A 24,056-nucleotide genomic window follows, 5' to 3' on the forward strand; every position below is an offset into this window, starting at 1 on the left:
GATCAAGCGTTTGCTCTTTCCAGCTACAGGCTGCGCGAGCAACGGGCCAGCGAGAGATACCTGAAAAATACCACGTCTGGTTGCCTTGGCGACTGAACGTACCGTCTGCCCTCTCCAGCATGAGTAGCTCCTAGCAATAAAACAACGCCCTCATGGTTGCTGATTCGCGAACAATGCGTTCGTGAAAAGCAAGCGATGATCGCGCAATCGGTGTGTTCGCATTTGGCAAACCGGGTACGCATTGCCTGCCGAAATCAGTCTGGTTAGGCTGGAATCAGTCGCCTGGTTACTCATGAAGCCTCAACCCAGTGTCGCTCCTACATTCGAGTGCGCCGTCCTCCACAGATTTGAGCTGCATGACTACCCATAACAACAATAAAAGCGTTACTCAGAGGGCACACATGGAAACCGTAGAGGGTGTGGTTGTAGTCGGCGGAGGCAGCGTTGGGCTCCTCACGGCATTGAAACTGGGCAAGGCCGGTGTTCGGGTCGTGGTGCTCGAAGCCGAGTCAGGTGTCTCATCGTCGACGCACGCCGTAGCCTATATGCCGACGACTGTCGCCGCTCTTGATGAAATGGGATTGCTCGACGATGTTCGCAAGCGCGCGGTCATGTGTCCGGACGTAGCCTATCGTCACGGTGACGGTACGCTGATCGCGAAGATGGACTGGGACGTCCTGACCCAGGACACCGATTACCCCTACATGCTGCTGCTTGGGCAAAACCATTTGTCCAATATCATCGTGCAGCATCTTCGCGCGCTGCCTAATGTCGAGATCCGCTGGAATCATCGGGTCGAGGACGTTGCTCAGGATGCGTCCTACGCCACGCTCCAGACCCGCGGTCCTGGTGGCCTGACGCAGCTACGTTCGCGGTGGGTCGCGGGCGCTGATGGAGCGCAAAGCTCGGTGCGCGAAAAAGTCGGCCTCAAGCTTGCTGGCAGCCGTTGGCCGGAGCGAATGGTAGCGGTCAACGTGTTCTACGACTTCGCATTGCAGGGTTACTCGCGGGTCAATTTCATTCACGATCCGGTCGATTGGGCGTTCATTGTTCAACTTGATCAGTCTGGCCTGTGGCGTGTCTGCTACGAAGAACATTCGGCGTTGTCGGACGTCGAGATTCGTCAGCGCCTGCCGGAGCGACTCGAACGGCTGCTTCCCGGTGCACCCACGCCCGACCAGTATCGCGTCGAACGCCTGGAGCTGTTCCAGGTTAGCCAGCGTTGTGTCGCGCAATTGCGTCGCGGGCGAGTTGTGCTGGCTGGCGATGCAGCTCACGTCACCAATCCCATGGGTGGTTTGGGTTTGTCTGGCGGTGTGCAGGACGCCTTGCAACTGGGTGAAGCGTTGATTGCCATCATCAATGAAAGCGCTGGGCCGAGTGTTCTTGATAAATACTCGCTCAGCCGTAAAAACGCCTTTCTGGCGTTCACCTCCAAAGCGTCAACGCCCTATTTTACCTGGATGAAAGAAAACGGCCGGATTCAACGAACGCGTGACCTTGCAATGTTGGAAAACGCGGTCACGGATCGCTCCGTCATGCGTCAGTTTCTGCTGGAGTTCGAAAAGCTCAATGGCCGACGATCTCGATCAATAACATCATGGATCAGTCTCGTAAGGGACGTGTTGAAACAGCGTTTACTCCACACGGTTAAATCGATATCACGTTTCTCCGGGGCTTCGTTACAGCGGCTCAAGTCTTCTCTCAAGCGGTCTTTTCGAGAAATTTCACTCGAATAGTCAGGTGGCAAAAAAGCAATCCAGAGAATAGCCCCATGGATCGTCTACTCAGTATCGAAGCTTTTGTGAGGGTCGCCGAAACCTGCAATTTCGCGAAAGCGGCCATGCAGTTAGGGGTAACGCGATCAGTGATTACCCATCGCATTCAACAGTTGGAAAAGCTGATCAATGCGCCACTGTTCCACCGCAGTATGCGGCACGTGCGGTTATCCGAGGTTGGTGAGACTTACTATAAGGAGTGTTCGGATATGGTCGCGAGTTTTAACTCGTTGACCGATCACATGTGTGAATTGCGAGCCAAACCCACTGGTAAGTTGCGCATTCAGATGTTGCCCGGGTTTGCCATTGGTCATTTCGGAAAAATACTGGCCGAGTTCAATCAGCTTTACCCGGATATTGAGATCGACGTAGTCGTCAACGACCGGATTGTCGATCTCATCGAAGAAGGTTTCGATGTGGCGTTCCAGATGTTTCCACCCATGGCTGAAACCCTGATCGAACGCAAGTTGTTTTCTATGCGCCGAATATTCTGCATGTCGCCGCAATACGCCTCCAGATTCGGCGTGCCGCAGCATCCTGCGCAATTGCAGCAACACAAGATTGCCTTGTACGCGGGGTATCCATCGCGCAACCGCTGGGTTTTTACCCGCGCTGGTGAGCAGATGGAGTTGACGCTTCCGGGCCATGTACGCTCTAACTCGGTGCATCTTCTGCGCGATTACGCTTCGACAGGCGTTTGTATTGTCTGTCTGCCAACACTGGTGGCCAGCGATGATTTGCTGGAGGGGCGGTTGATTCCGGTGCTACCGGAGTACGTCCTGTCGTCCTTCAACTTCTCTGCTGTGTTCCCGGCCACCCAGCGTCGCGCATTGAAAGTGCGCACGCTGATTGAGTTTTTGGTGGAAAAATTCAGTGAGGAACCCGATTGGGACAAGCCGTTACTGGAACGGGGTTGGGTGTCTTTGTAGGCACAAGCCCGATGGTTCGCTTGAACTGCTTGAGGAACAGGAACAGGAACAGGAACAGGAACAGGAACAGGAACAGGAACCGGCCCAGCCCGCATAATGCGGCCAGTTCATCGTGGGTGATTCGCTCGCCCAGGTAACTGAAACAATAGTCCCTGACGCGTGACCATTGCAGTTAGTTTGGGCGCGCTTGGTTCGGGACTACGCTAAGGAGGCGCTGATTTATTCGGTTTTTCGTCCCAGCAACGCTCTGAAAGCCTTGATCTGTCAGAGGTCAACATCTGGGCTTTTGAATAAATCAGCGTCTCCCTAAAGCTAAGCAAATCGTCGATCAATGGCGACCCACTGTCCGCGCTGCTCTAACCTATCAGGAGAACTACATGCCAACCATAAAGGCTTTCACCATCTGAGGCGGAGGTTCTATACAAGGGATGGTGTTTCTTTATGGGGTGTTCCCCGAGGGAAGGTTGTCCTGAATCAGTGAGGTAAAGCGGGCGGTACGCCGCGAACATTCTTCAATGAAACGGGTACTGGCGTCGTCCTTGCCGCCAATGGCGCGGTCGCGGTAAAAACTGAGTCTTGCACCCAGTGCGCACAGTTGACTTGCACCTTGGTGAATGCTCTGAATGCAAGAGCCAAAACGCTGCGAATTCTGAGTATCGTTGTCGCTGTAGAGAGCGCTCATCAGCGCCGCGGGCTCACTGAAACCACCGAGGTCGCGAATCCGCCGGGTGATGAACTCGGCATAGTCGAGGTTGGCGCCGGCGATACGGTGGAACAGTTGCTGGACCGATATGAAGCTGACATTGCGCAACTTCTGTTGGCCTAGCTTGACTTGGGCCAGGATATCGAGCGCGGTGGAGAGGTGATTCTGCAGCAGATCGACCAATTCGATCCGATCGGCCATGAACAGTGATGTGTGGGCGCCATAGTGGCTGACACGAAACGTATGATTGGCGGCGAGCGGTACTTGTCGGGGATTCATGGCAACCGTCCTCATGGGCGCGCAGCAGCGCAACGATGTGTTCCTTTCGATGAGGACCACATTAAGCGCACGCTGGGCATGTGACACTCCTACCTCCGGACGTCCGTCTAGTCAGTGGGTTTGCCTGCTCCATACTTTGGTATCGCATGAATTCAGCCCGACTCGCTGCTGACAAAAACGCGGCCTCGTGCCAGGCCATTTTCCTTGATGGTAAAAAACGGTTTGAGCAAGGACGGGAACACGTCGGAGTGAATTCCGTAGTCCTGATTGGCGTTTTCCAACGGCTCAGGGCTGAGGCCGAGCCATGGCCTGCATCGGGTGTTTCCTACATTTCCATACCGAAGTATGAAGGAGCACAGCCAAGGCATTAATGCGCTGTCCCGAGGTAGGAGTGAAGTCCCACGACCGCGTACATAACCTGTTCACATACCGCGCACCGCCGCTCCGGCTTGATGGAATGGGTGAGGCGTCGTTCAAATCCACTGACCTAAACGGCCTCGTGCCTGGGTGGCGAAAATGATGAACAGAAATGACCTGCGTCGTGCTGACATCAATCTGCTGGTTGTATTCGAAACCATGATGCATGAGCGAAATGTTGGTCGTGTCGGCGAAAAGTTGTTCCTTAGCCAACCCACCATCAGCGGCGCCCTGGGGCGTTTGCGGTTGATGTTCAATGACCCGTTGTTCATACGCTCGGGGCGCGTGATGGAGCCAACTGCACGTGCCGAAGAAATATTTTCCAACCTGACGCCAGCGCTCGATAGCATTGCTGTCGCCTTGAGTCGCAGCCAGGCATTCGATCCATGCGCCAGTGAAGCGACCTTTCATATTGGGTGTTGGGGTCATGCCGAGATAAAGGGAAAATTCACTCACTTCGATCGTAACATTATGTTTTTAATTGCCTTTTAATATTTCCAGCTCCACCCCTGTGCTTGGGCTATCTTTTCTGACTCCCCTAGAAAGGAGGTCCTATGGCTTCAGTAGAGCGCACGGCGTACCCCACTCTGTCAAAGTCATATTCAAGAGCTGATTTACAGCGTGAATTTTCCTTTTCAGATGAGGAGCTCAAGTGGGTACGAAGCAAATCCAAGGCCCCCTTTCACCTCAATCTCGCCGTCCTGCTCAAGACCTTCCAGGTACTTCGATATTTTCCGGACATTACCGATGTACCTGATCAGGTGGTGGATTTCATCCGTGGCGAATTAGGTCAGCGGAGCAGGGTAAAACTCGCGGAGTACAAGTGGTTTCAGCAGTATCGGCACATGAGTGCCGTCCGAGCGCGTCTAGGCGTGATCGCATTTTATGGGTCAGATGCAATAGACCTCGCTGAGCACCACGCCAAAGCAATGTCGTTCTTGCTTGATCAGCGTGCCGACATCATCAACTCCGTGATCGAGGAGCTGATTCGTCAAAATTACGAGCTTCCCGCTTACTCAGCCCTCAATGATCTTGCCGAAAGGGTTCATGCCGAATCTCTGGAGTCAATATACAATTAAGTAGTCATCAGAACCCCCATTGCGGTGATCTACCAGCTGAAAGAGCTTTTGGAGACGGATTTTGGCCGTCGTCAGAGTGATTTCAATGCATTGAAGCAGGCACCACGGAAACCTTCACGGAAGCATCTAGAGGTGCTGATTGATCACCTAAGTTGGCTAGATGTTGTCGCCAGCGCAGGATTGACCCAGTTGCCGAAATTTCACTGACCCAGGCTGCTGCCTTGTGAACCATTACCAATGCTGGATTTTCGTCGTTTGGTATCGGGTCAGCGTTGCGTCGGCAACTGGTTCAATTCCGCATCAGCGGCAACAGCCTTGCTCCAGGTGGGGTACTTCGGCGCGTTCCGGCGCAGCGAGTTGGTCATGCTGGAGGTGCACTACCTGCAGTGGGAGCGGGAAGGTGTGCTGATCACGCTGCCGCGCTCCAAGACCGATCAAGAGGGCGAGGGACTGGACAAGGCGATCCCGTACGGCGACAGCGTCTGCTGCCCCGCGAAGGCGTTACGCTGCTGGTTGGATTCCGCGCAAATCGAGCAGGGGCCGCTGTTCCGGCGCATTAGCCGCTGGGGTGTAATCGGCGAGGCTCCGCTGCATGAGGGCAGCGTGAATACCATCCTGGCGGCACGCGCCGCAGCCGCAGGGCTGGCGTATGTGCCCGAGATGAGCAGCCACAGCCTACGCCGTGGACTGGCCACCAGCGCCCATCGGGCTGGGGCGGATTTTCTGGAGATCAAACGACAGGGTGGCTGGCAGCACGACAGCACCGTCCACGGCTATATCGAAGAGGCCAGAGCCTTCGAGGCAAACGCGGCGGGCTCGTTATTACGGCGCAAGCCATAGCCTCAACCTCAAAATGCAAATAATAAAAACAGCATAATTACAGGTGCTTACAGAGCGAACGTCCTAATTTTCCTTTATCTCGGCATAACCCCTTGTACTCTCTCGGGTGAGAGGCCATAGAAGTTGAACAAGTCCAGCACGTGTTGTCAGCTGTGGATTTGATCAGTCACTACCAGATTGCATTCGCTTAGCGCTGCCAGACTGACATGGCTCTCGTTTGCTAACGGATGATTACCAGCAACAACAACGCCGGGTACTTTTCTTCCGAGGCCCAGTAAGGCCCTACGAGACGCCAGAAATTGCGGAGAGTTTGCATGAGGTCTTTGTGGACCCGGTCGCTGGCGACGTTGAGTTTGCAAGGGAGGACGGATAGGATCGGTCAATGCTAATCGTTTGCATTAAACAGGGATAGTCACGGGAGTCCCGTCATCGAATTTCCAGAATGGCTAAACCAGGCCTGGCCGCCCATTTCGCGGGTCATCTGCAATGAACCGGGTGAACGACCCTCAATCGCCTTGAACCGCGTTGCCGATCCCGCCTTGCTGCAACCCTTGTTGACACGGTTCGCCCTGCTTTATCCGGGGGTGAACCGTGCGGCCGTGGTTTCGCAGTGGTCGATGAACTACATGAGCATCGTTCTGCCGGCCGCATTCGCCTGCGTCCTTACCCGTCAGGGCGCGGTCGATTTTTGGTGCGGGGAGGCTGTGCTGCTGCACGATGATGAGGGTTCACCCCAGGCCGTGAGATTGGTTGTGCAACCTGCCACGTTGGCCCCGAAAGAGCGGGCGGCTTACTGGTCGCGCTTGATCCACGAGCACCTGACCCCGCTGTTCGTCACCCTGGCCGCCGCCGGTGGCCTGGCTCCGAAAATATTGTGGGGCAACATGGTTGCTATCTGGGACGGTGCCTTCGCGAGAATGGATGCCGACTTGTCCAGGGACGGATTCGTCGAGGCCCACCAATGGCTGGAGCAAGCAGTCGTCAACGACGGACGCCTGAAGCTGCGAGCGCTGCAACGCATGGTCGAATCACCGGCACCGGAGGTTGTCCCCCGACTGCCATTGCGTCGGCATTGTTGTCTGCATTACCAGCTGCACGAGCCGGTTAATGGAGAGCCGCCGGTGTTGTGCGAATCCTGCCCCAAGCTGCACCGCCTGCCAGTGGCGGAGCAGGTGAGTTACCTGCACTACATCTACCAGAATGATTGAGTGAGTTAGCGCTACTCAGGCATATCGCCGCACGAACTGCAATCCGGCCAAAGGCAGGCCGACACCAGCGATACACAGGCTCCAGACCAGGCTTTCGATACCGAAGGCGATCAGGGCGCCACCGACGACGGTGGCGGGCAGCACTGGAAAAAACAGCAGGCCGATCAGCAACGCATGAGCGCCTAGCAGCCTTTTCAATCGGCGTTTGGTATTGAAAATACAAACGATACAGAAAATGGCCCGTATTCCAATGCTCAGTAAATAAAGGGCCAGATGGAGTAAATCTCCGACCATTCCATAGCCATGCATGTACATTCCTCCCTTGTTTTTGCCTCTTCTTCGCACTTGGCCTGCTCAGGACCGGGCTTCACGGTTCAGTAGGTGATTGCACCCTGTACTTTAGACGACATTGACGGCTCATTGCTGTCCGGTAGTACAGCCGGCACCACATCGACCACGTGGGTGTGCCAGGCGCCGAGGCTATCGCGATGGCCAATGCTGACCACGGTCATGGTGCTGGCTGCCAGTGCTTCGTACATTCTGTGTTCCGCGGCTTCATCCAGGCCCGAGGTGGCTTCGTCAAGAAACAGCAGCGACGGCTGGATCAGCAGGGCCCGGGCCAGCGCCAGGCGTTGTTGCTCGCCGGGGCTCAGGCGCCGGCTCCAGTCGCCGCTTTCGTGCAAGGGCAGGTGCTGTAGTTGTGCCAGTTCAAGTACCCAATCCAGATGTGATGGGTCGATCCCGGTGCTGTCCCGCGTATCGGTACCAAGCAGAAATTTATGCAACGATCCACCGGGCAGATAGGGCTTCTGCGGCAGGATGAGCAGCGCCTCGCGGTCCAGTTCTGCTCTGCCCTGATGGCGAGGCCACAATCCCGCAAGCGAGCGTAGCAGGGTCGTCTTTCCGACCCCGGATGGGCCACGCAGCAACAGCCGATCTCCGGGTGCGAGGGAAAGTGTCAGGGGTTCGAACAGCAGCAGGCCGTGTTCGTTCAATGGCGCAAAATCGTGCAGGCTCAGTCCTGCGATGGGCCCGTTGACCGGGTCGTTTGGCGCGGGCAGCGCGTCCAGCTCACGCCAAAAGGTGCACAAACGGCTCCGGGTGGCCCGCCACTCAGCGATTTGCGGGTAACTGTGAATCAGGAATGACAGGGAGGCCTGGATCTCGCCAAAGGCCGAAGCGATCTGGGTCAGTTGTCCCAGTTGAATCTCTCGCGAGAAAAAGCGTGGCGACACCAGCAACAGTGGCAGGGTGAAGGCAAATCGCTCATAGGCCGCATTGATGCCCAACAGGTGTTTTTTCGAGCGAACCAACTTCGCGTAGTTGCCCAGCAACAACCCGAGCTGCCCCAGTAACTGTCGGCTTTCCCAACCCTGGCCACGAGACAGGGCAACGTTTTCCGCGTCCTCGCGCAGGCGCGTCAGGCCGAAACGAAAGTCCGCCTCGCGGCGTTGTTGCAGGAAATTCAAGTCGATCAGCGGTTTGCCGACCCAGTGCGCGATGCCGCTGCCGATCACGGCGTAGATCAGCGCCAGCCACAACATGTAGCCGGGAACGGCGACGGCATGGCCTGCGACTTCGAATTCCAGGGTGCCGGAAATGCGCCACATGATCAGGCTGAACAGCACCACCAGGATGATCGCCTGCAGCAGGTTCAGGCCCAGGTCAAGGGTCTGCTCGACGAAGATCCTGCAGTCCTCGGCGATGCGTTGGTCGGGGTTGTCATAGGTCACGCTGTGAAAGCGGCTGCGATAGTAGCGCTGGCTGTCGAGCCATTTGTCGAGGAAGGTCTGGGTCAGCTTCTCGCGCCAGTTGATCAGCAGGCGCTGTTGCACCTGGAACTTGACCATGGTGCAGGCGATGAAGGCGACGTCGAGGACCAACAGCTCGACCACGTGATAGGCGAACGCGGCGGCGTCCAGGCTTTGCAGCGAGTTGTAAAACCCCAGGCTCCACTCGTTCCAGCGCACCTGGATGGCAATGATCCCGGCCACCGCCAGCATGGCCATTGCCAGGGTCAACCAGGCGCGACGACGGCCTTGCGCCGACCAGTAGGGGGCGGCCAACAACATCATGTCTTGGATGAACATCAAAAGCGTCCTGATTGGCAATCCAAAAAGCGGGGTAGGTTAACAGCTCCCTCAGGGGGGCATCAGGCGTACGCCGCATGGGCTTCGACCTGGGTGAGGCGGCCGTTCTCTACTTTCAATACACGGTCGGCCTGCTGGAAATACGCATCGTCGTGGGTGATCACAATCACGGTCTTGCCCCGCGCTTTCAGCTCTGGCAGCAGCTCCATGTAGAACACGCGCTTGAAGGTCGGGTCCTGGTCGGCGGCCCATTCGTCGAACAGGTAGAACGGCTTGTCGTCCAGATACGCCGATACCAGTGCCAGTCGCTTGCGTTGTCCGGTGGACAGGTCCACGGTGGAGAAACGGTCGTCGACGATACTGACTTTGTGCCCTAGGCCGAGGGCCTTCACATAGCGTGTCGCTTCAGCGGTGCGATGCTCGGCGCCTGGCCCGTCGTCACCCAGCAGGTGCTCGAAGAGATGGAAATCGGCGAACACGGCGGCGAAGTGCTGGCGATATTGCTCGCGATTGTCGTCGTCCACTTCCACGCCGTTGAGCACCACACAACCGCTTTCCGGGGCGTATAGCCCGAGCAGCAGCATCGACAGTGTGGTCTTGCCGCTGCCGTTGCCACCGACCACGAACACCAGTTCGCCCTGTTCAAGAGTCAGGTCCACCGGCCCGAGCATGAACGGGTGGTCCTCGTGCTCCCCCGGATAACGGTGGCACGCGCCATTGAGTAACAGGCGCATCGGCCCTTCGTTGGCGAATGGATTAGCGGCCAGGGTGATCACTTTTTCTTCGGCGCTCAGTTCGGCGTCCAGTTGGCGAATGCGGTTCAGCGCGATGCTCGCCTGGCGCAACGATGGCAGGGCGATCATCAGGTCGGAAATCGGCCGCACAAGATACAGCAAGGTCACGGTGAAGCTGACCAGTACGGTTGCCGATTGCGGCAGCCAGAACGGCACGACGAACAACAGCACGCCGAGGTTGAGGTAGAACAGCAGCGTGCCGAGGTTCGCCACCACCGAATACCCGGCCATGCCGCGCAGGAAACGCACGCGAAACTCGTCGGCACCCGGACGGATGACCTTCTCGACGAAGGCCTCGCCACGGGCATTGTTGAGCTGCAGTTCCTTGCTGCCTTCGATCAGGCTGCGAAAGTGCTGGTAGAGCACGTCCTTTTGTTGGCGCACCCGTTCCAGATGACTCAACGGCCCGCGTTCGGCCAGGTGGAATGCGATCAGGCCGACCAGCAGGAACAACGCCAGGATCGCCAGCAACGACCAGGACAACCAGGCCAGGTAGGCGAAGCACGCCAGGGTCACCACGGCATTGACGAACAGCAGCGGCACCCACTCGAATGCCGCGGTGAAGGTGTGCACGTCCTCGGTGAGAATCACCAGCAGCCGATGTTTGCCCATGCCTTGCAGGCGTTTGAGCGGGGTGGCCAGCAGCTTGCGCGAGAGGTCGATGCGCATCTGGAAGATCGCGCTTTGGGTCAGGTGCAGCAGCGACAGCTCCGAGCAGAGTTTGCTCAGCAGCATGCCGGCGCACAGCCCGAAAAAGCCCAGGGCCAGTTCCGGCAACTGCGTCGGGTCGGCCAGCCCGCGGTTGATCAGGATCACCAGCCCGGCACTGGCCAGGCCACCCAGTGCACCGGTGATCGAGGCCAGGGCCAGCAAGCGCGCCGATTGGCGGTAGAGATAAAGAATCAGGTTCATGCGGCGGTTTCCGTCGAGGCCGTGGCCAGCGACTCGTTCAGTTGTTCATGGAAGGCAGGTTGCCCGAGGATCGACTCGTGATCGGCGGCCAGGTGATGATGACAGGTTCGATGGCTGATCGCGTCCCACTGTGCAGGCAGCGCCGGGCGCTCGACCAGAGTCTGTCCGGCCCACCACAGGTTCAGGGTCGCGGTCACGGTTGGCACGGAATACCCGCTGACCCAGCGGCGTGCGTCAGCCATCACGTTCAAGGTCTGCTCGACGTAAGCCAGCGGGGCATTGAGGGTCAGGCCATTGGCGCTCGTCCATTGCAGCAGGGCGAAGCGCAGTTGATCCACGCGACCTGACCTGGCAGTAGCCGTGCGCAATTGCGTAAGACATTGCGGGTCGAGCGCGGCGAGGCGTTGGCGACTGTCACTGCTCAGTTCCTGCTGCACCACGGCGTACAACGCATCCCACTCCAGTGAGTCGTCCTCGGCGTGGAAGGTGCTGTCGAACAAGCCCAGCCATTGCACAGTTTGCCCTTGTGCCTCCAGTTGCCGGGTCAGCTCCAGGGCGAGCAATCCACCCATGGACCAACCACCCAGGCGATACGGCCCTTGCGCCTGGATCCGGCGGATCTGCGGCAAGTACTCGCCGGCCAGTGCGACGAGGTCCTGGTGGCGCAGGGATTCGGGCAAGGTAATGCCGTACACCGGCAGCTCATCGGGCAATCCGGCGATCATTGGCAGGTAATGATGAACCCCGCCCGCCGGCTGGTGCAGGCAGAACAGCGGCGTGCGGCCTTTGGCACCGGCCTGCAAGGAGATGACCGCGGCACGGTCGTCGGGCCGGGCCATCTGTTCGGCGAGACCGATCAGCGTCGGGTGCTGGAAAATCACGTTGACCGGCACTTCGATCCCCAGCGTGGCGCGCAATCTGGCGGTCATGCGCACCACCAGCAACGAATGGCCACCGAGGGCGAAGAAGTCGTCATGCCGACCGATCACCTCGACTTCCAGCAGTTCTTGCCACACGGCCGCCAGTACCTGTTCGACATGCCCTTCGGGCGCTGAATACGCCGCCAGGCTACGATTCGGTACACGGGCGAGCAGGGCGCGATGATCGACCTTGCCGTTGGCGGTGCGCGGCAATTGCGCCAGCCACTGAATGTCGGCGGGAATCATGTGCGCCGGCAACAGTGCCGCCAGGGACTCGCGCACGGCGGTGGCTTGCAAGGAATTGGCTGACTCGACGAAGGCGCGCAGGCTCGGTTCGGCCTGGGTAGAGTCGAGCAGGACCACTGCCAATCTCGCGCCGCTGACCTTGCACAGCGCGGTTTCGATTTCGCCCAGCTCGATGCGGTAACCGCGCAGTTTGATCTGCGAGTCGGTGCGACCGAGGAACACCAATTGCCCGTCCACGTCCTGCCAGGCGAAATCGCCGGTGCGGTACAGGCGCTGTCCGTCGAGCGCAGGATGAGTGGCGCGGATAAATTTCTCCGCGGTCATCTGCGGCAGGCCCGGATAACCTTCGGACAAGCCCGGCCCGGCGATATGAATTTCCCCCTTGAGCCCTCGTGCCACCGGAGCGCCGTCGCTGTCGAGCATGTACACCCGCGTGTGGGCGATCGCATGGCCGATCGGCACCGAACCACCGGTCCGGTCCGGCTGGCAGAGGGTGACGGTGCTCCACACCGAGGCTTCCGTCGGGCCGTATTCGTTGTACAGCTGTGCGTCGGGCTGGCGGCGATAGTGGCTGGCGACCAGGGCGGGCGGGCAGCTTTCGCCGGCGACAATCGCCGTGTTCAGCGAGCTCGGGCTGTCGCCCAATTCATCCAGCAACAAGGCGTACAGCGACGGCAACGCCAACAAGTGCGAGACGCCGTGGTTGCGGATCAGGCGCGCCAGTTGCAGCGGGTCTTTCTGCTCGGTTTCGCTGGCCAGGTGCAGGCAACCGCCCTGGGCCAGGCTCCAGAACAGCCCGGCGATGGAGCTATCGAAGGCGAACGACGACAGCAGCAGGAAGCGCTCCACCGGATGCGGATACCCCGCCAGTCGCGCCGCCAGTGAGTGCAAGGCGTTGGCGTGGCTGATGACCACGCCCTTGGGCTGGCCGGTGCTGCCGGAGGTGTAGATCAGATAGGCCGGTTGATCCCGCGCCACCGTTGGCTCGGGCCTGAACGAATGCGCAGGCAGGGCTTGATCGATTGCCAGCGCGCTAGGCTGCCAGTCCGCTGGCAGATCTTGCACGCGGGCCTGGTGGGTCAATACCAGGCGAGCCTGGCTGTCGCGCAGGATGTGCTCGATGCGCTCGCCGGGGTAGGACGGGTCGATGGGTACGTAGCAGGCGCCAGCGCGCAAAATCGCCACCAGCGCTACCACGGCATCGATGTCTCGCGGCAGGAAATGCGCGATCCGTGCTCCGGGCTCAAGGTCCAATGCCAGCAAATGCTGGGTCAGGGCGCTGACCCGCTGATCCAGTTCGGCATGGCTCAAGGTGCCGCTCGGCCCGGTGACGGCCGGGCGCTGGGCATTGGCGGCAGATCCCAGGGAGAAACACGCAGCCAGATTCGGCAGGGCGAAAGTGTCGGCGTACAGCTGCTCCTGGGCTGGCGTCAGCATCGGTGAGGCAGCGAGCGGGCCGGTCACGCGCTGCAACTCGGCGGCGCTGCACGCTGCCAGACGGCTTAGGCGGGTGGAAGGCTCGCGCACGCCGTGTTCGATCACACTCAGCAGTTGCCCGGCGAGAATTTCGATATGCGCCGCTGTATAGAGTGACGCGTCAAAATGCAGCGACAGGGCAGCGGATGACTGCGACTGATACTGCAACAGTAACGCGCAACCGGCGCTGACACTGTCAGCCAGGACGATCTGCCAACCGGCATCGTTCAAGGCACTGTGCGGCGCCTCGGCGAGCTCGCGAAAGCCCACGCCCGACAGCGGCGGCACGTTGCCCAGATGGCTCGGATAGCTGTCCCGCGCATCGCCGAGCAGGCCGACTCGCTCGGTCAGTTGCTGGCACAGCGCGGCGAACGACAGTTCGGGCGCGGTATCCAGGGTCAGTGGCAAAGGCTCGGAAAACAGGCCGAGGGCATCGCCCAGCACATCCGGGCGCGTTTGATTTTCGTAGGCCAGCGTCAGGCGCTCGGCTTCGCTGTAGCGTTGCCACAACGCGACCCAGGCGCCGAGCGCGACAGTGCAGGCGCTGACACCGAGGTCGGTTGCCACTTGATCGAGGCGTTGCCGGGTGATGTCATCCAGCGCCAGTTGCACCCGGCCAGGTTCCAGTGGCCCGGATGGCGTCGAGCGCTGCCACGGCAACGGCACGTCGGTCACCACCGCGCCAAGCTGTTCATTCCAGAACTGCCGACTCTGTTCGTCGTCCGCTGATTCCTGGCGCCAGGCAGCATAGTCGGCGTATTGCAGTGGCGGGTCCTGCGGTGCTGCTTGCAGGTAACCCAAGGCCCATTCTTCGCCAAGATATTTGAGGCTGGTGCTGTCCAGATGCAGCGCGGGCAGTTGCAAGGTCGCCGCGCGGCCGTCGGCATCGAGCTGCAACTTGATGCCCAACGCCTGCCAATCAGCGCCCGAATCGTCAATCACCTGCATCGGCAACGACAGCCCCGGCAACTGCTGATAGCGAGTACGAAGGATTTCGTGGCGCTGCACCAGCGCGCGCAAACTGCTGTCCAACCTTGCGCCGTTCAGCGGTTGTTCGCTGCGAATGCGCAGAGTGGCCCGTTGCGCCGTCGCGGTCAGGCGGCCTTGTTGCAAGCGCCACAGGTGCGCCTGCTGCGGCGACAGTTCAAAGCCTTCGAACGGCGTGTCTTCGTGAGTCTGAGTCATGCTGAGACCTGTACAAAAAAGTGGGACTTGAGGAAACCGATCATTGCTCGGCATCCTTCACAACACTGCGGCGACGGGCCTGGCCCAGCGTGCTCTGGCGGGCGCTACCGGCCTCGCGCAATGCTGCCTGGGCCTGCTCACGGCAGGCTTGTTGCAGTTGATTGAGTGGTTCCAGCAACTGTGCGACGTTGATTTCAGCGTTCTGCGCCAGCTGTTCGAGCAGGCAGACGAACAGGCTGTCGAGCAGCTCGATGTAGGCAGCGGCGTAACGGCTGGTGTCGTAGTCGTAGACCACCAGCAGTCCTTCGCCGTCATCCACCACGTTGATCAGCAGGTCGACATCTGCGGCCTGCGGCGCCAGTTCGCGCTCGCTGATCGCCAGCCCCGGCAGTTGCAAGTCTTGCTGGCGGGTGTTCTGCACCACCAGTTTGACCTGGAAGAACGGTGTGTAGCGGGCATCGCGCTGCGGTAGCAGATCGGCCACCAAAGCGTCGAACGGCAAGTCCTGGTGGGCGAAAGCGTCCAGCGCCACGCGCCGGGCATCGCCCAGCAACTCGGCGAAGGTCTGCTGCGGTGTCACGCGACAGCGCAGCACCAGCTGGTTGACGAAGAAGCCGACCATGTCTTCGGTTTGTTGATGATGACGGTTGGCGATGTCGGTGCCGACCAGCAGGTCTTCGCGTCCGGTCTGTTGATGCAGCAGCACGTTCAGCGCGCTGTGCAGCACCATGAACGGCGACGCCTCGCGTGCCGTCGCCAGTTGCGTGATGGCTTGTGCGAGCGACACCGGCAGGCGGCTGCGATGACGGGCGCAGCCGTGGCCTTGTACCTGCACCTGGGCACCCGGCAACAGCAACGGCGCAGGACTGGTCTGCAACTGCTGGCGCCAGTAACCCAGCTGTTGCTGCCAGACCGGGCCCGGCAGGTGCGTGCGTTGCCACACTGCGAAGTCGGCATATTGCAGCGCAGGGGTTTCGATGCGCGCAGCCGTGGTGCCGAACGCGGCGTAGTCGGTAGCCAGTTGCTCCACCAGTTGCGCGATGGACCAGGCGTCCACGGCAATGTGGTGCATGGCGATGGCCAGCACGTGGGTTTGCCCGTCCAGTTGCAGCAAACGTGCACGAATCAACGGTGCCTGGGTCAGGTCGAACGGCTGGCCGAAGACCTCGGCCAGTTGCGCCTGAATCTCCGGCTCTTGCGCCGACACCTGCTGCAAATCGCTGACCGGCAGGTCGAACGCCTGCGCTGCTTCGATGCGCTGCCACGGTTCGCCGTGATCGCTGTGCACGGTACTGCGCAGCACTTCATGACGAGCGACCAGTTGCTCGAACGCCATGCGCAGGGCTTCGACATTCAGCGCGCCGGTCAGGGTCAGGGCGAACGGGATGTTGAATCCGCTGGAGCCAGGGTTCAGTTGTTCCAGGAACCACAGCCGTTGTTGAGCGAATGACAGCGGCAGCGCTTGCGAACGCGCAGCCTGGGTGATTGCCGGCAGGGCGACAGGCGCCGCTTGCAGGTGCGCGTTGTCGATGGCGCGGGCGAGGTTTTCCAGCACCGGGTGATCGAACACCGCGCGCAACGGCAGCTCCACCGCCAGTTGGCTGCGGATCCGCGACACCACCAGCGTTGCCAGCAACGAGTGTCCGCCGAGGGCGAAGAAGTTGTCGTCGGCGCCGATGGACGTCAGGTTGAGAATCTGCGCCCAGATCGCCCCCAGTTGCTGCTCGGTTTCACTGCCGAGCGGCCGCTGCTCGTTCAGCTCCTGATGGTCCAGGGTGCGCGCGGTCAGCAGCTTGCGGTCGACCTTGCCGTTGGCGTTCTGCGGCAGAGCCTCCAGTTGTTGCCAATGGGCGGGCACCATGTACGACGGCAGGCGCTGGCCGAGCCAGTCGCGCAGCGCCGCCACCGGGGTGTCGTCGCCAACCCAGTAGGCCACCAGTTGCAGGTCGCCACGCTGGTCGGCGTTGACGATTACCGCCACTGCCTGCACGGCCGGATGACGACCGAGGTGGTCTTCGATTTCCCCCAACTCGATGCGGTGACCGCGGATTTTCACCTGCTGATCGCGACGACCGAGGAACTCCAGTACCCCGTCCGCACGCCAGCGTCCCAGATCGCCGGTGCGGTAGAAGCGCGCACCGGGTTCGAATGGATGGTTGACAAACGCCGCCCGGGTTTTTTCCGGGTCATTGAGGTAACCGCGACCCACGCCGACACCGCCAACGCAGATTTCCCCCGGTACGCCCACCGGCACCGCACGCAGTGCCGCGTCCACCAGGTACAAGTGGTTGTTGGCGGTCGGCCGGCCAATCGGCATGGCATTGCCAGCTTCGCTCGGCACTTCGGTCAACGGATGGAAGGCCACGTCGTCCGAGCATTCCGCCGGACCGTAGGCGTTCATCAGCGGCACATGGGCAAAGCGATTCAGCCAGGCCTGGGCCAGGGCTGGCGGCAGGGCTTCACCGGTCGGCAGCAGCCAGCGTAGCGAGGCCAGTCGTGTATCGGCATCGGCCAGGTCGAGCAGGGCGCGGATCATGGTCGGCACCGCTTCGAGCACCGACAGTTGTTGATCTTCCAACGCCTGCAACAGGCGTTCGGGGTCGTGGGCGATCACGTCCGGCAGAATATGCACCGTGGCACCGAGGATCGGCGCGGCGAGGAACTGCCAGACTGAAATGTCGAACGCCGGGGAGGCGGTTTGGGCGATACGGTCCGCGTTCGACAGGCCCAGGGTCGGGACCTTGCCGAAGATGTTGTTGAGCATTCCCCGTTGCTCGACCATCGCGCCTTTTGGCGTGCCGGTGGAGCCCGAGGTGAAGATCACGTAGGCCAGGTCATCCGGGCTGCCCGCGATGTTCAATGGCGTTGCATCACCCGCCAACCACAGCGCTTCGGTGCGCAGGCGCATCGGTGTTGCGCTGCTGACGGACAGCGCCGGTTCGATGACTGGATCGGCACTGGCGCTGGTCATGAGGATCTTCGCGCCGGACAGTTCGAGAATCTCGCACAGCCGTTGTGGCGGGTGCTTGATATCCAGTGGCAGGTAGGCCGCGCCGGCCTTAAGCACAGCGATCATCATGCTCAGCAACGGCAGGCCGCGCTCGCCGGCCAGAGCCACGAGCGTGTCGCGACCGGCACCGGTCTCGACCAGCGCACGGGCCAGGCGATTGGAGCGCTGATCCAGTTCGGCATAGGTCAGGCTGTCATCGCCGCACACGGCAGCGATGCGCTGCGGATGCGCCGCCACTTGCCCGGCGAACAGCTGCGCGTAGGTCTGGTCCAGCGGGAAATCCAGCTCACTGCGGTTCCAGTCCACCAGCAGGGTCTGGTGTTCTTCCGGCGTCAGCAGCGACAGCGAGCCCAGCGGCGCTTCAGGCTCGGCGACCATTTGCGTGAGCAATTGACGCAAGTGGCCGAGCATGCGCTGCACGGTGTCGGTGTCGAATCGTGCGGCATCGTAAGTCAGGCGAATGCCCAGGCGATCGCCGGGGTACAGCACCACCGTCATCGGATAGTTGGTGTGCACCCGGTCTTCGTAGATGTCGACGTTGAAGTCTACCTGACGGTCCGACAGGCCGGCATCGAACGGCGCGTTTTCAAACACCACCAGGCTGTCGAACAGCGAACGGCCGTGCTCGACTTCACTCCAGCGCTGGATATCCACCAGCGGCGCATGTTCGTAGGCGCGCAACTCGAAGTTGTGCGCGAACAGCGCTTGCAGCCACGGCACCACGGCTTGCGAATCATCCACCTTGACCCGTAGCGGCAGGCTGTTGATGAACAGCCCGACGATGTCTTCCACCCCCGGCAGTTCGGTCGGACGACCCGACACGGTGACGCCGAACAGCACGTCATCGCTGCCGCTGTAGCGCGACAACAGCAAGGCCCAGGCGCCCTGAATCCAGGTGTTGGGCGTGAGCTGGTGCTGTTGGCACAGCGCGGTCAGGGCGCGGGTGTCAGCAATCGACAGGGTGACGTCGAGGTTGGCCACCGCTTCCACCGCTTGCTCGGCCACGGCCGGGCGGTCCACCACCAACGGCGTCGGCGCGCTGAAACCGGCCAGTTCGCGGGTCCAGAATTGCTCGGTGATGCGGCTGTCCTGGCATTGCAGCCAGTGGATGTAATTGCTGAACGACGGCAACAGCGGACGTGCCACCGGTTGGTCGAGGACGCGCGCCTGGTAGTGGGCGAACAGGTCGGCCATCAGCAGACCGAAGCACCAGGCGTCGGTGAGGATGTGATGGAAACTGCGCACGATCAGGAATTCCTGATCGGCGACCTGGAACACCCGCAGGAAGGTCAGCGGCGGGCGGCGCATGTCGAAGCCCTGGCGGCATTCGGCATCCAGCACCGCATTCATCTGGCGCTGGCGGCTGGCTTCGTCGAGCCCGCGCCAGTCGTACCAGGCAAACGCCGGGTCGGTGTCGCGGTAGACGCATTGCAGTGCGGCCTTGCCGTCCTGCCACCAGAAACCGGTGCGCAGCATCGGGTGCCGGGCCAATTGCTGCGCCCAGGCGTATTCGATGGCGCTGCGGTCCAGGTCGCCGTCCCAGCGATAGCGTTGCTGCATCAAATAGATGCCGCTGTTGGGACGCAGCAGGGTGTGCAGCAGCATGCCTTCCTGCATCGGCGACAGAGGCAGCAAGTCGTCGATGCCGGCCCAGTCGAAGTGGGCGCCCAGGGCGGACAGGTCATGGCCGGCGGCCCGGCACAATGGGAACGCATGGGCACCGGGGCTGGCGTGCTCGGCCTCGGCGGCCAGTTGATTCAGGCGCTGTTCCAGTGCCTCGGCCCAGTGTTCGGCGCCGGGGCCACGGCAATCGATTTGCAGGTGACCCTGTTGCAGGCTGACGGACAGGGTCAGGCCGCTGGTATCGACCGGCGCGCTGCCGGCGATGACCTCGCCCAACGGTCCTTCATGGGCCAGCCATTCGCCGGCTATGACGATATGCACCGCCGGCTGCGGCAGGCTCAGCAACGGTTCGCGCAGATAGTCGTTGTCGGCCAGGTAGCGCAGCACACCGTAATCGTCGCCGGCGTGTGGCGCGGCGGCCAGTTGTGCATCGACCTGTGCGAGCGCTTGGGCAGCGCTGGCGGCCGGTGCGACGCTCAGGCGCAGCGGAACCGCGTGGCTCAGGGCGCCAATCACCGTGGCCGGGTCGAAGTCGGTGCGGCTCAGGGGACTGTCGAGTGACAGGCGCGCACGCTCGCAACGACCGCGATCCAGGGTCAGCCAGACGTCTTCAGCGGCGCCGTGTTCCGCCAGCTCCACGGCGACGGCGGTGGCTACCAGCGACGACCACGGAGCATGGCTGCGACGTTGCAGCAGGTTCAGGCGAGCGTTTAGCGAATCGGCAATCCGCACACGACTTGCCGAGACCGGGGCGTCCATTTGCGGGGCAGGCGAGAGGCTTTCACCGGCGTACTGCAACCAGTATTCCCAGGCCGATTCCAGGCCGTCTTCATCGCCGGCGCGGGCCTGTTGAAGCTCGGCCCATTCATCCAGATGGCCGCCATGATGGGGCAGCTCGATTGCGCGGTCGTACTGCGCTTGTGCCACGGCGAGCGCCAGGTCGGTCATCAGCAGCGCCCAGGAAGCAGCATCCAGGCGCAGGGCGTGGGTCACCAGCAACACGGCGTCGCCCTGTTCCGACAGGCACGCGTGCCAGCCTTCGCCTGCCGCGTGATCCAGTGTGGCCAAGAGCGTTTCGGCCAGACCATTGAGGGCGTTCGAGTCGTCAATGTTCAGTGATTGACGGCTGGCACCGGCCGGTTTCGGCGTGGTTGGCAGTGTTTGCAACCAGCTGCCGTCGGCCTGCTCGGCCAAACCGAGTTGCAGCGCCCGGTGTTGCTTCTGCAAAGCCAGCACGACGCGGTTCAACACCTCGACGCTGATCGGCGAGTGCAGCGCCACGCAGCGCCAGTCAGCCGCCAGCGGCCCGGCTTCGAGGCGGGCACGCTGACCCGCTGTCAGCGGCACATTGCGCGCGGCGCTGGTGGTGTCGCGGCTGTAGTTCGCCCCTTGGCTGAGCACCGCCGAGATCTCGGCGATGGTGCGGTTTTCGAACAGCTGCTTGGGCGTCAGCTTCATGCCGCGCTGGTGGGCGCGGGCGATGATTTGCAGGTTGAGAATCGAATCGCCGCCCAGGGCGAAGAAGTTGTCATGAATGCCGACACGCTCGACTTGCAGCACGTCCTGCCAGATTTCCGCGAAAGCGATTTCCACCGCATCACGCGGCGCCACGTAACTGTCCTGGCTGACCGGAGCGTCGGGCAGTGGCAGGCGGGCCATGTCCGGCTTGCCGTTGGCGTTCAGCGGGATCGCGTCCAGCGCGATGAAGTCCGCCGGCACCATGTAATCCGGTACTCGCAGGGCCAGGTCAGAGCGCAGCTTATCGGTCGAAAGAGAGGTGCTGGCCACCAGCCAGGCGATCAGGCGCGGTGTCTCGTTGGCTGGTTGCACCACGCGCACCAGCACTTGCTCGATGTTGCTCGACAGGCGTTTGATCTGCGCCTCGACTTCGCCCAGTTCGATGCGGTAGCCGCGTAGCTTGATCTGATTGTCGACGCGCCCGAGGAACGCCAGTTCGCCGGATTCCAGCCAGCGCACACGGTCGCCGGTGCGGTAGGCGCGGGGCAGGTCGGCGATGGCGGCGAAACGGGCGGCGGTTTGTGCCGGGTCGCCCAGGTAGTCGATGGCCAGGCCTTCACCGCCGACCCACAGCTCGCCGGGTACGCCGACCGGCAAGGCTTGACCCTGGCTGTCGAGGACACGCAACTGGCGGTTCGGTTGTGGATGGCCCAGCGGCTGGACCCCGGCCAGTGGCAGATCGATGCGCGACAGGCAGATGCCCACGGCGCTCTCGGTCGGGCCGTAGTGGTTGTAGACCGCGAGGTCCGGGCGCAGCGAACGGACGGTTTCCAGCAAGGCACCTTGCAACGCTTCGCCACCGAGCAGCAGGGCGCGACGGGGCAGCAGATGGGCGTCTGAATGAGCCGCCAGCAGTCCATGCAGGTGGTTGGGCGTGAGCTTGACCAGATCCGGGGTAAATTCGCTGAACAGCCGGGCCAGGGCGTTCGGGTCGGCACGGGTGTCATCGTCCACCAGCAACAGGCTGCCACCGCTGGCCAGCGCGCCAAACAACTGGGTGTAACCCAGGTCGGCGGCCAGGGTCGAGAGCAGCGCATGGCGCCACGGTTGTTGCGCCTCGGCGCAACCCAGTTCCGACAGAATGCCGCTGACATAGGCGACGATCGCGCGGTGGGACAAGCGCACACCCTTTGGCGTGCCGGTGGAACCGGAGGTATAGATCACATAGGCGCAGGCCTGTTGATCCACCGCCGGCAGTTCGATACCGGTGGCGCGGGCCGCGACGTCGATCACCTGCGCAGAAGCGGTATCGAAGGTCGGCGCGCCAATGATGAAGTCCACGTCGGCACTGGCCATCAGCGCACCCAGGCGCGAGGCTGGCTGGCCCAGGTCCAGCGGCAGGAAGCAGCCGCCAGCTTGCATCACCGCCAGCAGCGAGACGACTGCGTCGTTGCCCCGGGGCAGGGCCAGTGCCACGCGATCGCCCGGTTGCAGACCGCGCTGGATCAAGGCACCGGCCAGTCCGCTGGAGGCTTCCAGCAGTTCTCCGTAACTCAACGCGGCGTTGGCATCGCGCACCGCCTCACGCTGCGGATGGCGGCGAGCCTGGGCGGCGATCAGTTCGTGCAGTGGGGCCTCAGGCAAATCAAGGGCTGCACCGTTGCCCCAGGTGCGGGTCAGGCTCAGTTCCTCTGCCGGGCACAGCGGCACGTCGGCCAGTGGCCGAGAGGCATCGCGGCTCAGTTCGTCGAGCAGCGTGACCAGTTGCTGCAACAGCCGCGCACCAGCGGCATCGGACAGGCGTTTGCGCTGATGCACCAGGTGCAGCTGCAAGCAGTCGCCTTCCATCGAGGCGATCAACGACATCGGGTAGTTGTTGCGTCCGCCGGTGTGGCGCAACGGCGCGGCGTGTTCGGCATCGGGCAGGCCGAACAGGTTGTCGTCGATCTGATCCAGCTCCCGGGGGAACGGGAAGTTTTCGAAGACCATGATCGCTTCGAACAATTCGCCACCGGGTGGCAACGCGGTCAAGGCGCGCAAACCGGCCAGCGGCGTGTGGTCGTGCTCGCGCATTTCGGCGTTCCAGTCCTGGATGCCCGCCAGCCACTGGCCCACGGTGGGTGCATCGTTCCAGCGCACGCGCAGCGGCAAGGTATTGATGAACAGCCCAACCATGCGCTCGACACCGCTCAAGCGCTGCGGACGCCCGGCCACGGTGACGCCGATCAAGGCTTGGTCGCTGCCATTGTGGCGACCCAACAGGTAAGCGTAAGCCGCTTGCAACAGGGTGTTGACGGTCAGGTTGTTGTCCCGGGCGAAGCCGCTCAGGCGCGCGGTGGTCGCGGCATCCAGTGTCTGCTGATGTTCGGTGCAGGGCAGATGCGCTTCGACCGGGTCCGTCAGCAGGCCACGCGGATCGAGTTCGGGTACGCGGGTGGTGTTGGCGAAGTCCGCCAGGCGGCTGCGCCAGAACTCGTCCGCCGAAGGGCGTTCGCCGAGATACGCGACGTAATCCTGAAACGGCCGCACGGTTTCCAGTACCACCGGTTGTCCACGGCGTGCGGCGCGATACAGGTCACGCCACTCGGCCAGCAGCGAGCCCACGCTCCAGCCGTCGAGTAACAGGTGATGGTGGGTCCACAGCAGCGACCAGTGTGCCTGGCCGTTCCGGTCGTCCAGGCGTGCCAGGGTCAGGCGCATCAGCGGTGCGGCGCCCAGTTCGAATGCCTGCCCGTGATCCTCGGCCGCCAGGGCAGCAAGCCCTTGGGAGTTGCCGCGCAGATCAACCTCGCGCAACGGCAGATCGACTTCCTTGAGAATGACCTGATACGCGTCGTCCAGCTCTTCCCAGAGGAACGCCGTGCGCAACACTGCGTGGCGTTGGATCAGGGTCAGCCAAGCCTGGCGGAAGGCGTTGATGTCCAGCTCACCGGCCAGGCCGATGTTCATCTGCTGGTAGTAAACCCGCGACTCGGGGGCATAGGCCTCGTGGTACAGCAGACCTTTTTGCAGGGGCGTCAGCGAATAGATGTTTTCGATTTGGTCATGCATGGCAGCAGTGTTCAATCCAGAAATACGAAGGGGCACGTGCGCCGCGAACGGCGCACTC

Annotated in this window: 11 protein-coding genes and 1 pseudogene; 6 read left to right on the plus strand and 6 right to left on the minus strand. The window is 61.6% G+C overall.

The window, feature by feature from the left end; translation table 11 throughout:
• Positions 1-401: 401 nt before the first annotated feature.
• Positions 402-1,739, plus strand: a complete 1,338-nt coding sequence (locus tag RS887_RS25695) for an NAD(P)/FAD-dependent oxidoreductase (protein WP_322617579.1) — start codon at positions 402-404, stop codon at positions 1,737-1,739.
• A gap of 35 nt (positions 1,740-1,774) precedes the next feature.
• Complete coding sequence (locus tag RS887_RS25700; protein WP_322617580.1) at positions 1,775-2,707, plus strand: LysR family transcriptional regulator; 933 nt, start codon at positions 1,775-1,777, stop codon at positions 2,705-2,707.
• A gap of 439 nt (positions 2,708-3,146) precedes the next feature.
• Here RS887_RS25700 and RS887_RS25705 read toward each other — a convergent pair whose 3' ends face one another.
• Positions 3,147-3,689 carry a hypothetical protein gene (locus RS887_RS25705; RefSeq protein ID WP_322617581.1) on the minus strand — a complete coding sequence of 181 codons (543 nt, stop codon included), beginning with the start codon at positions 3,687-3,689 and terminating at the stop codon, positions 3,147-3,149.
• 516 nt (positions 3,690-4,205) lie between these two features.
• Between RS887_RS25705 and RS887_RS25710 the strand changes: the two are divergent.
• The 4 genes and pseudogenes from RS887_RS25710 to fhuF form a co-directional block, all read left to right on the plus strand.
• Positions 4,206-4,523, plus strand: a pseudogene (locus tag RS887_RS25710) (LysR family transcriptional regulator); the annotation flags it as partial.
• Positions 4,524-4,660: 137 nt separating this feature from the next.
• A complete protein-coding gene (locus RS887_RS25715; RefSeq protein ID WP_322617582.1) occupies positions 4,661-5,185 on the plus strand; it encodes a DUF4158 domain-containing protein in 525 nt (174 codons plus the stop codon).
• A gap of 237 nt (positions 5,186-5,422) precedes the next feature.
• On the plus strand, positions 5,423-6,025 hold the full coding sequence (locus RS887_RS25720; protein ID WP_322617583.1) for a site-specific integrase: 603 nt from the start codon (positions 5,423-5,425) through the stop codon (positions 6,023-6,025).
• Positions 6,026-6,540: 515 nt separating this feature from the next.
• Positions 6,541-7,233 (plus strand): siderophore-iron reductase FhuF, encoded by a 693-nt coding sequence (fhuF, locus tag RS887_RS25725; protein ID WP_322617584.1) that lies wholly within the window; start codon positions 6,541-6,543, stop codon positions 7,231-7,233.
• Positions 7,234-7,248: 15 nt separating this feature from the next.
• Here the strand turns inward: fhuF and RS887_RS25730 are convergent, their stop codons facing one another.
• The 5 genes from RS887_RS25730 to RS887_RS25750 form a co-directional block, all read right to left on the minus strand.
• Positions 7,249-7,542 (minus strand): hypothetical protein, encoded by a 294-nt coding sequence (locus tag RS887_RS25730; protein WP_322617585.1) that lies wholly within the window; start codon positions 7,540-7,542, stop codon positions 7,249-7,251.
• Between the two features lie 65 nt (positions 7,543-7,607).
• Positions 7,608-9,323: an ABC transporter ATP-binding protein/permease gene (locus tag RS887_RS25735; RefSeq protein WP_322617586.1), complete on the minus strand. Its 1,716-nt coding sequence runs from the start codon at positions 9,321-9,323 to the stop codon at positions 7,608-7,610.
• A 62-nt stretch (positions 9,324-9,385) separates the two neighbouring features.
• Positions 9,386-11,029, minus strand: a complete 1,644-nt coding sequence (locus RS887_RS25740) for a cyclic peptide export ABC transporter (RefSeq protein WP_322617587.1) — start codon at positions 11,027-11,029, stop codon at positions 9,386-9,388.
• A complete protein-coding gene (locus tag RS887_RS25745; RefSeq protein WP_322617588.1) occupies positions 11,026-14,856 on the minus strand; it encodes an amino acid adenylation domain-containing protein in 3,831 nt (1,276 codons plus the stop codon). Before RS887_RS25745 ends, RS887_RS25740 begins: the two co-directional genes overlap by 4 nt.
• Positions 14,857-14,896: 40 nt before the next feature.
• Positions 14,897-23,998, minus strand: a complete 9,102-nt coding sequence (locus RS887_RS25750; protein ID WP_322617589.1) for a non-ribosomal peptide synthetase — start codon at positions 23,996-23,998, stop codon at positions 14,897-14,899.
• Between the last annotated feature and the right edge of the window lie 58 nt (positions 23,999-24,056).

It is taken from the genome of Pseudomonas sp. BIC9C, from assembly GCF_034541995.1.
In the GTDB taxonomy this organism is placed as follows: Bacteria; Pseudomonadota; Gammaproteobacteria; order Pseudomonadales; family Pseudomonadaceae; genus Aquipseudomonas; species Aquipseudomonas fluorescens_CC.

What these genes read in the sequence shown, in the direction of transcription:
- RS887_RS25740 (WP_322617587.1), bottom strand. Translation starts at nt 11,029, where the DNA reads ATGAACCTGATTCTTTATCTCTACCGCCAATCGGCGCGCTTGCTGGCC.
- RS887_RS25695 (WP_322617579.1), top strand. Translation starts at nt 402, where the DNA reads ATGGAAACCGTAGAGGGTGTGGTTGTAGTCGGCGGAGGCAGCGTTGGG.
- RS887_RS25730 (WP_322617585.1), bottom strand. Translation starts at nt 7,542, where the DNA reads ATGCATGGCTATGGAATGGTCGGAGATTTACTCCATCTGGCCCTTTAT.
- RS887_RS25700 (WP_322617580.1), top strand. Translation starts at nt 1,775, where the DNA reads ATGGATCGTCTACTCAGTATCGAAGCTTTTGTGAGGGTCGCCGAAACC.
- RS887_RS25735 (WP_322617586.1), bottom strand. Translation starts at nt 9,323, where the DNA reads ATGTTCATCCAAGACATGATGTTGTTGGCCGCCCCCTACTGGTCGGCG.
- RS887_RS25705 (WP_322617581.1), bottom strand. Translation starts at nt 3,689, where the DNA reads ATGAATCCCCGACAAGTACCGCTCGCCGCCAATCATACGTTTCGTGTC.
- RS887_RS25750 (WP_322617589.1), bottom strand. Translation starts at nt 23,998, where the DNA reads ATGCATGACCAAATCGAAAACATCTATTCGCTGACGCCCCTGCAAAAA.
- RS887_RS25745 (WP_322617588.1), bottom strand. Translation starts at nt 14,856, where the DNA reads ATGACTCAGACTCACGAAGACACGCCGTTCGAAGGCTTTGAACTGTCG.
- RS887_RS25720 (WP_322617583.1), top strand. Translation starts at nt 5,423, where the DNA reads ATGCTGGATTTTCGTCGTTTGGTATCGGGTCAGCGTTGCGTCGGCAAC.
- RS887_RS25715 (WP_322617582.1), top strand. Translation starts at nt 4,661, where the DNA reads ATGGCTTCAGTAGAGCGCACGGCGTACCCCACTCTGTCAAAGTCATAT.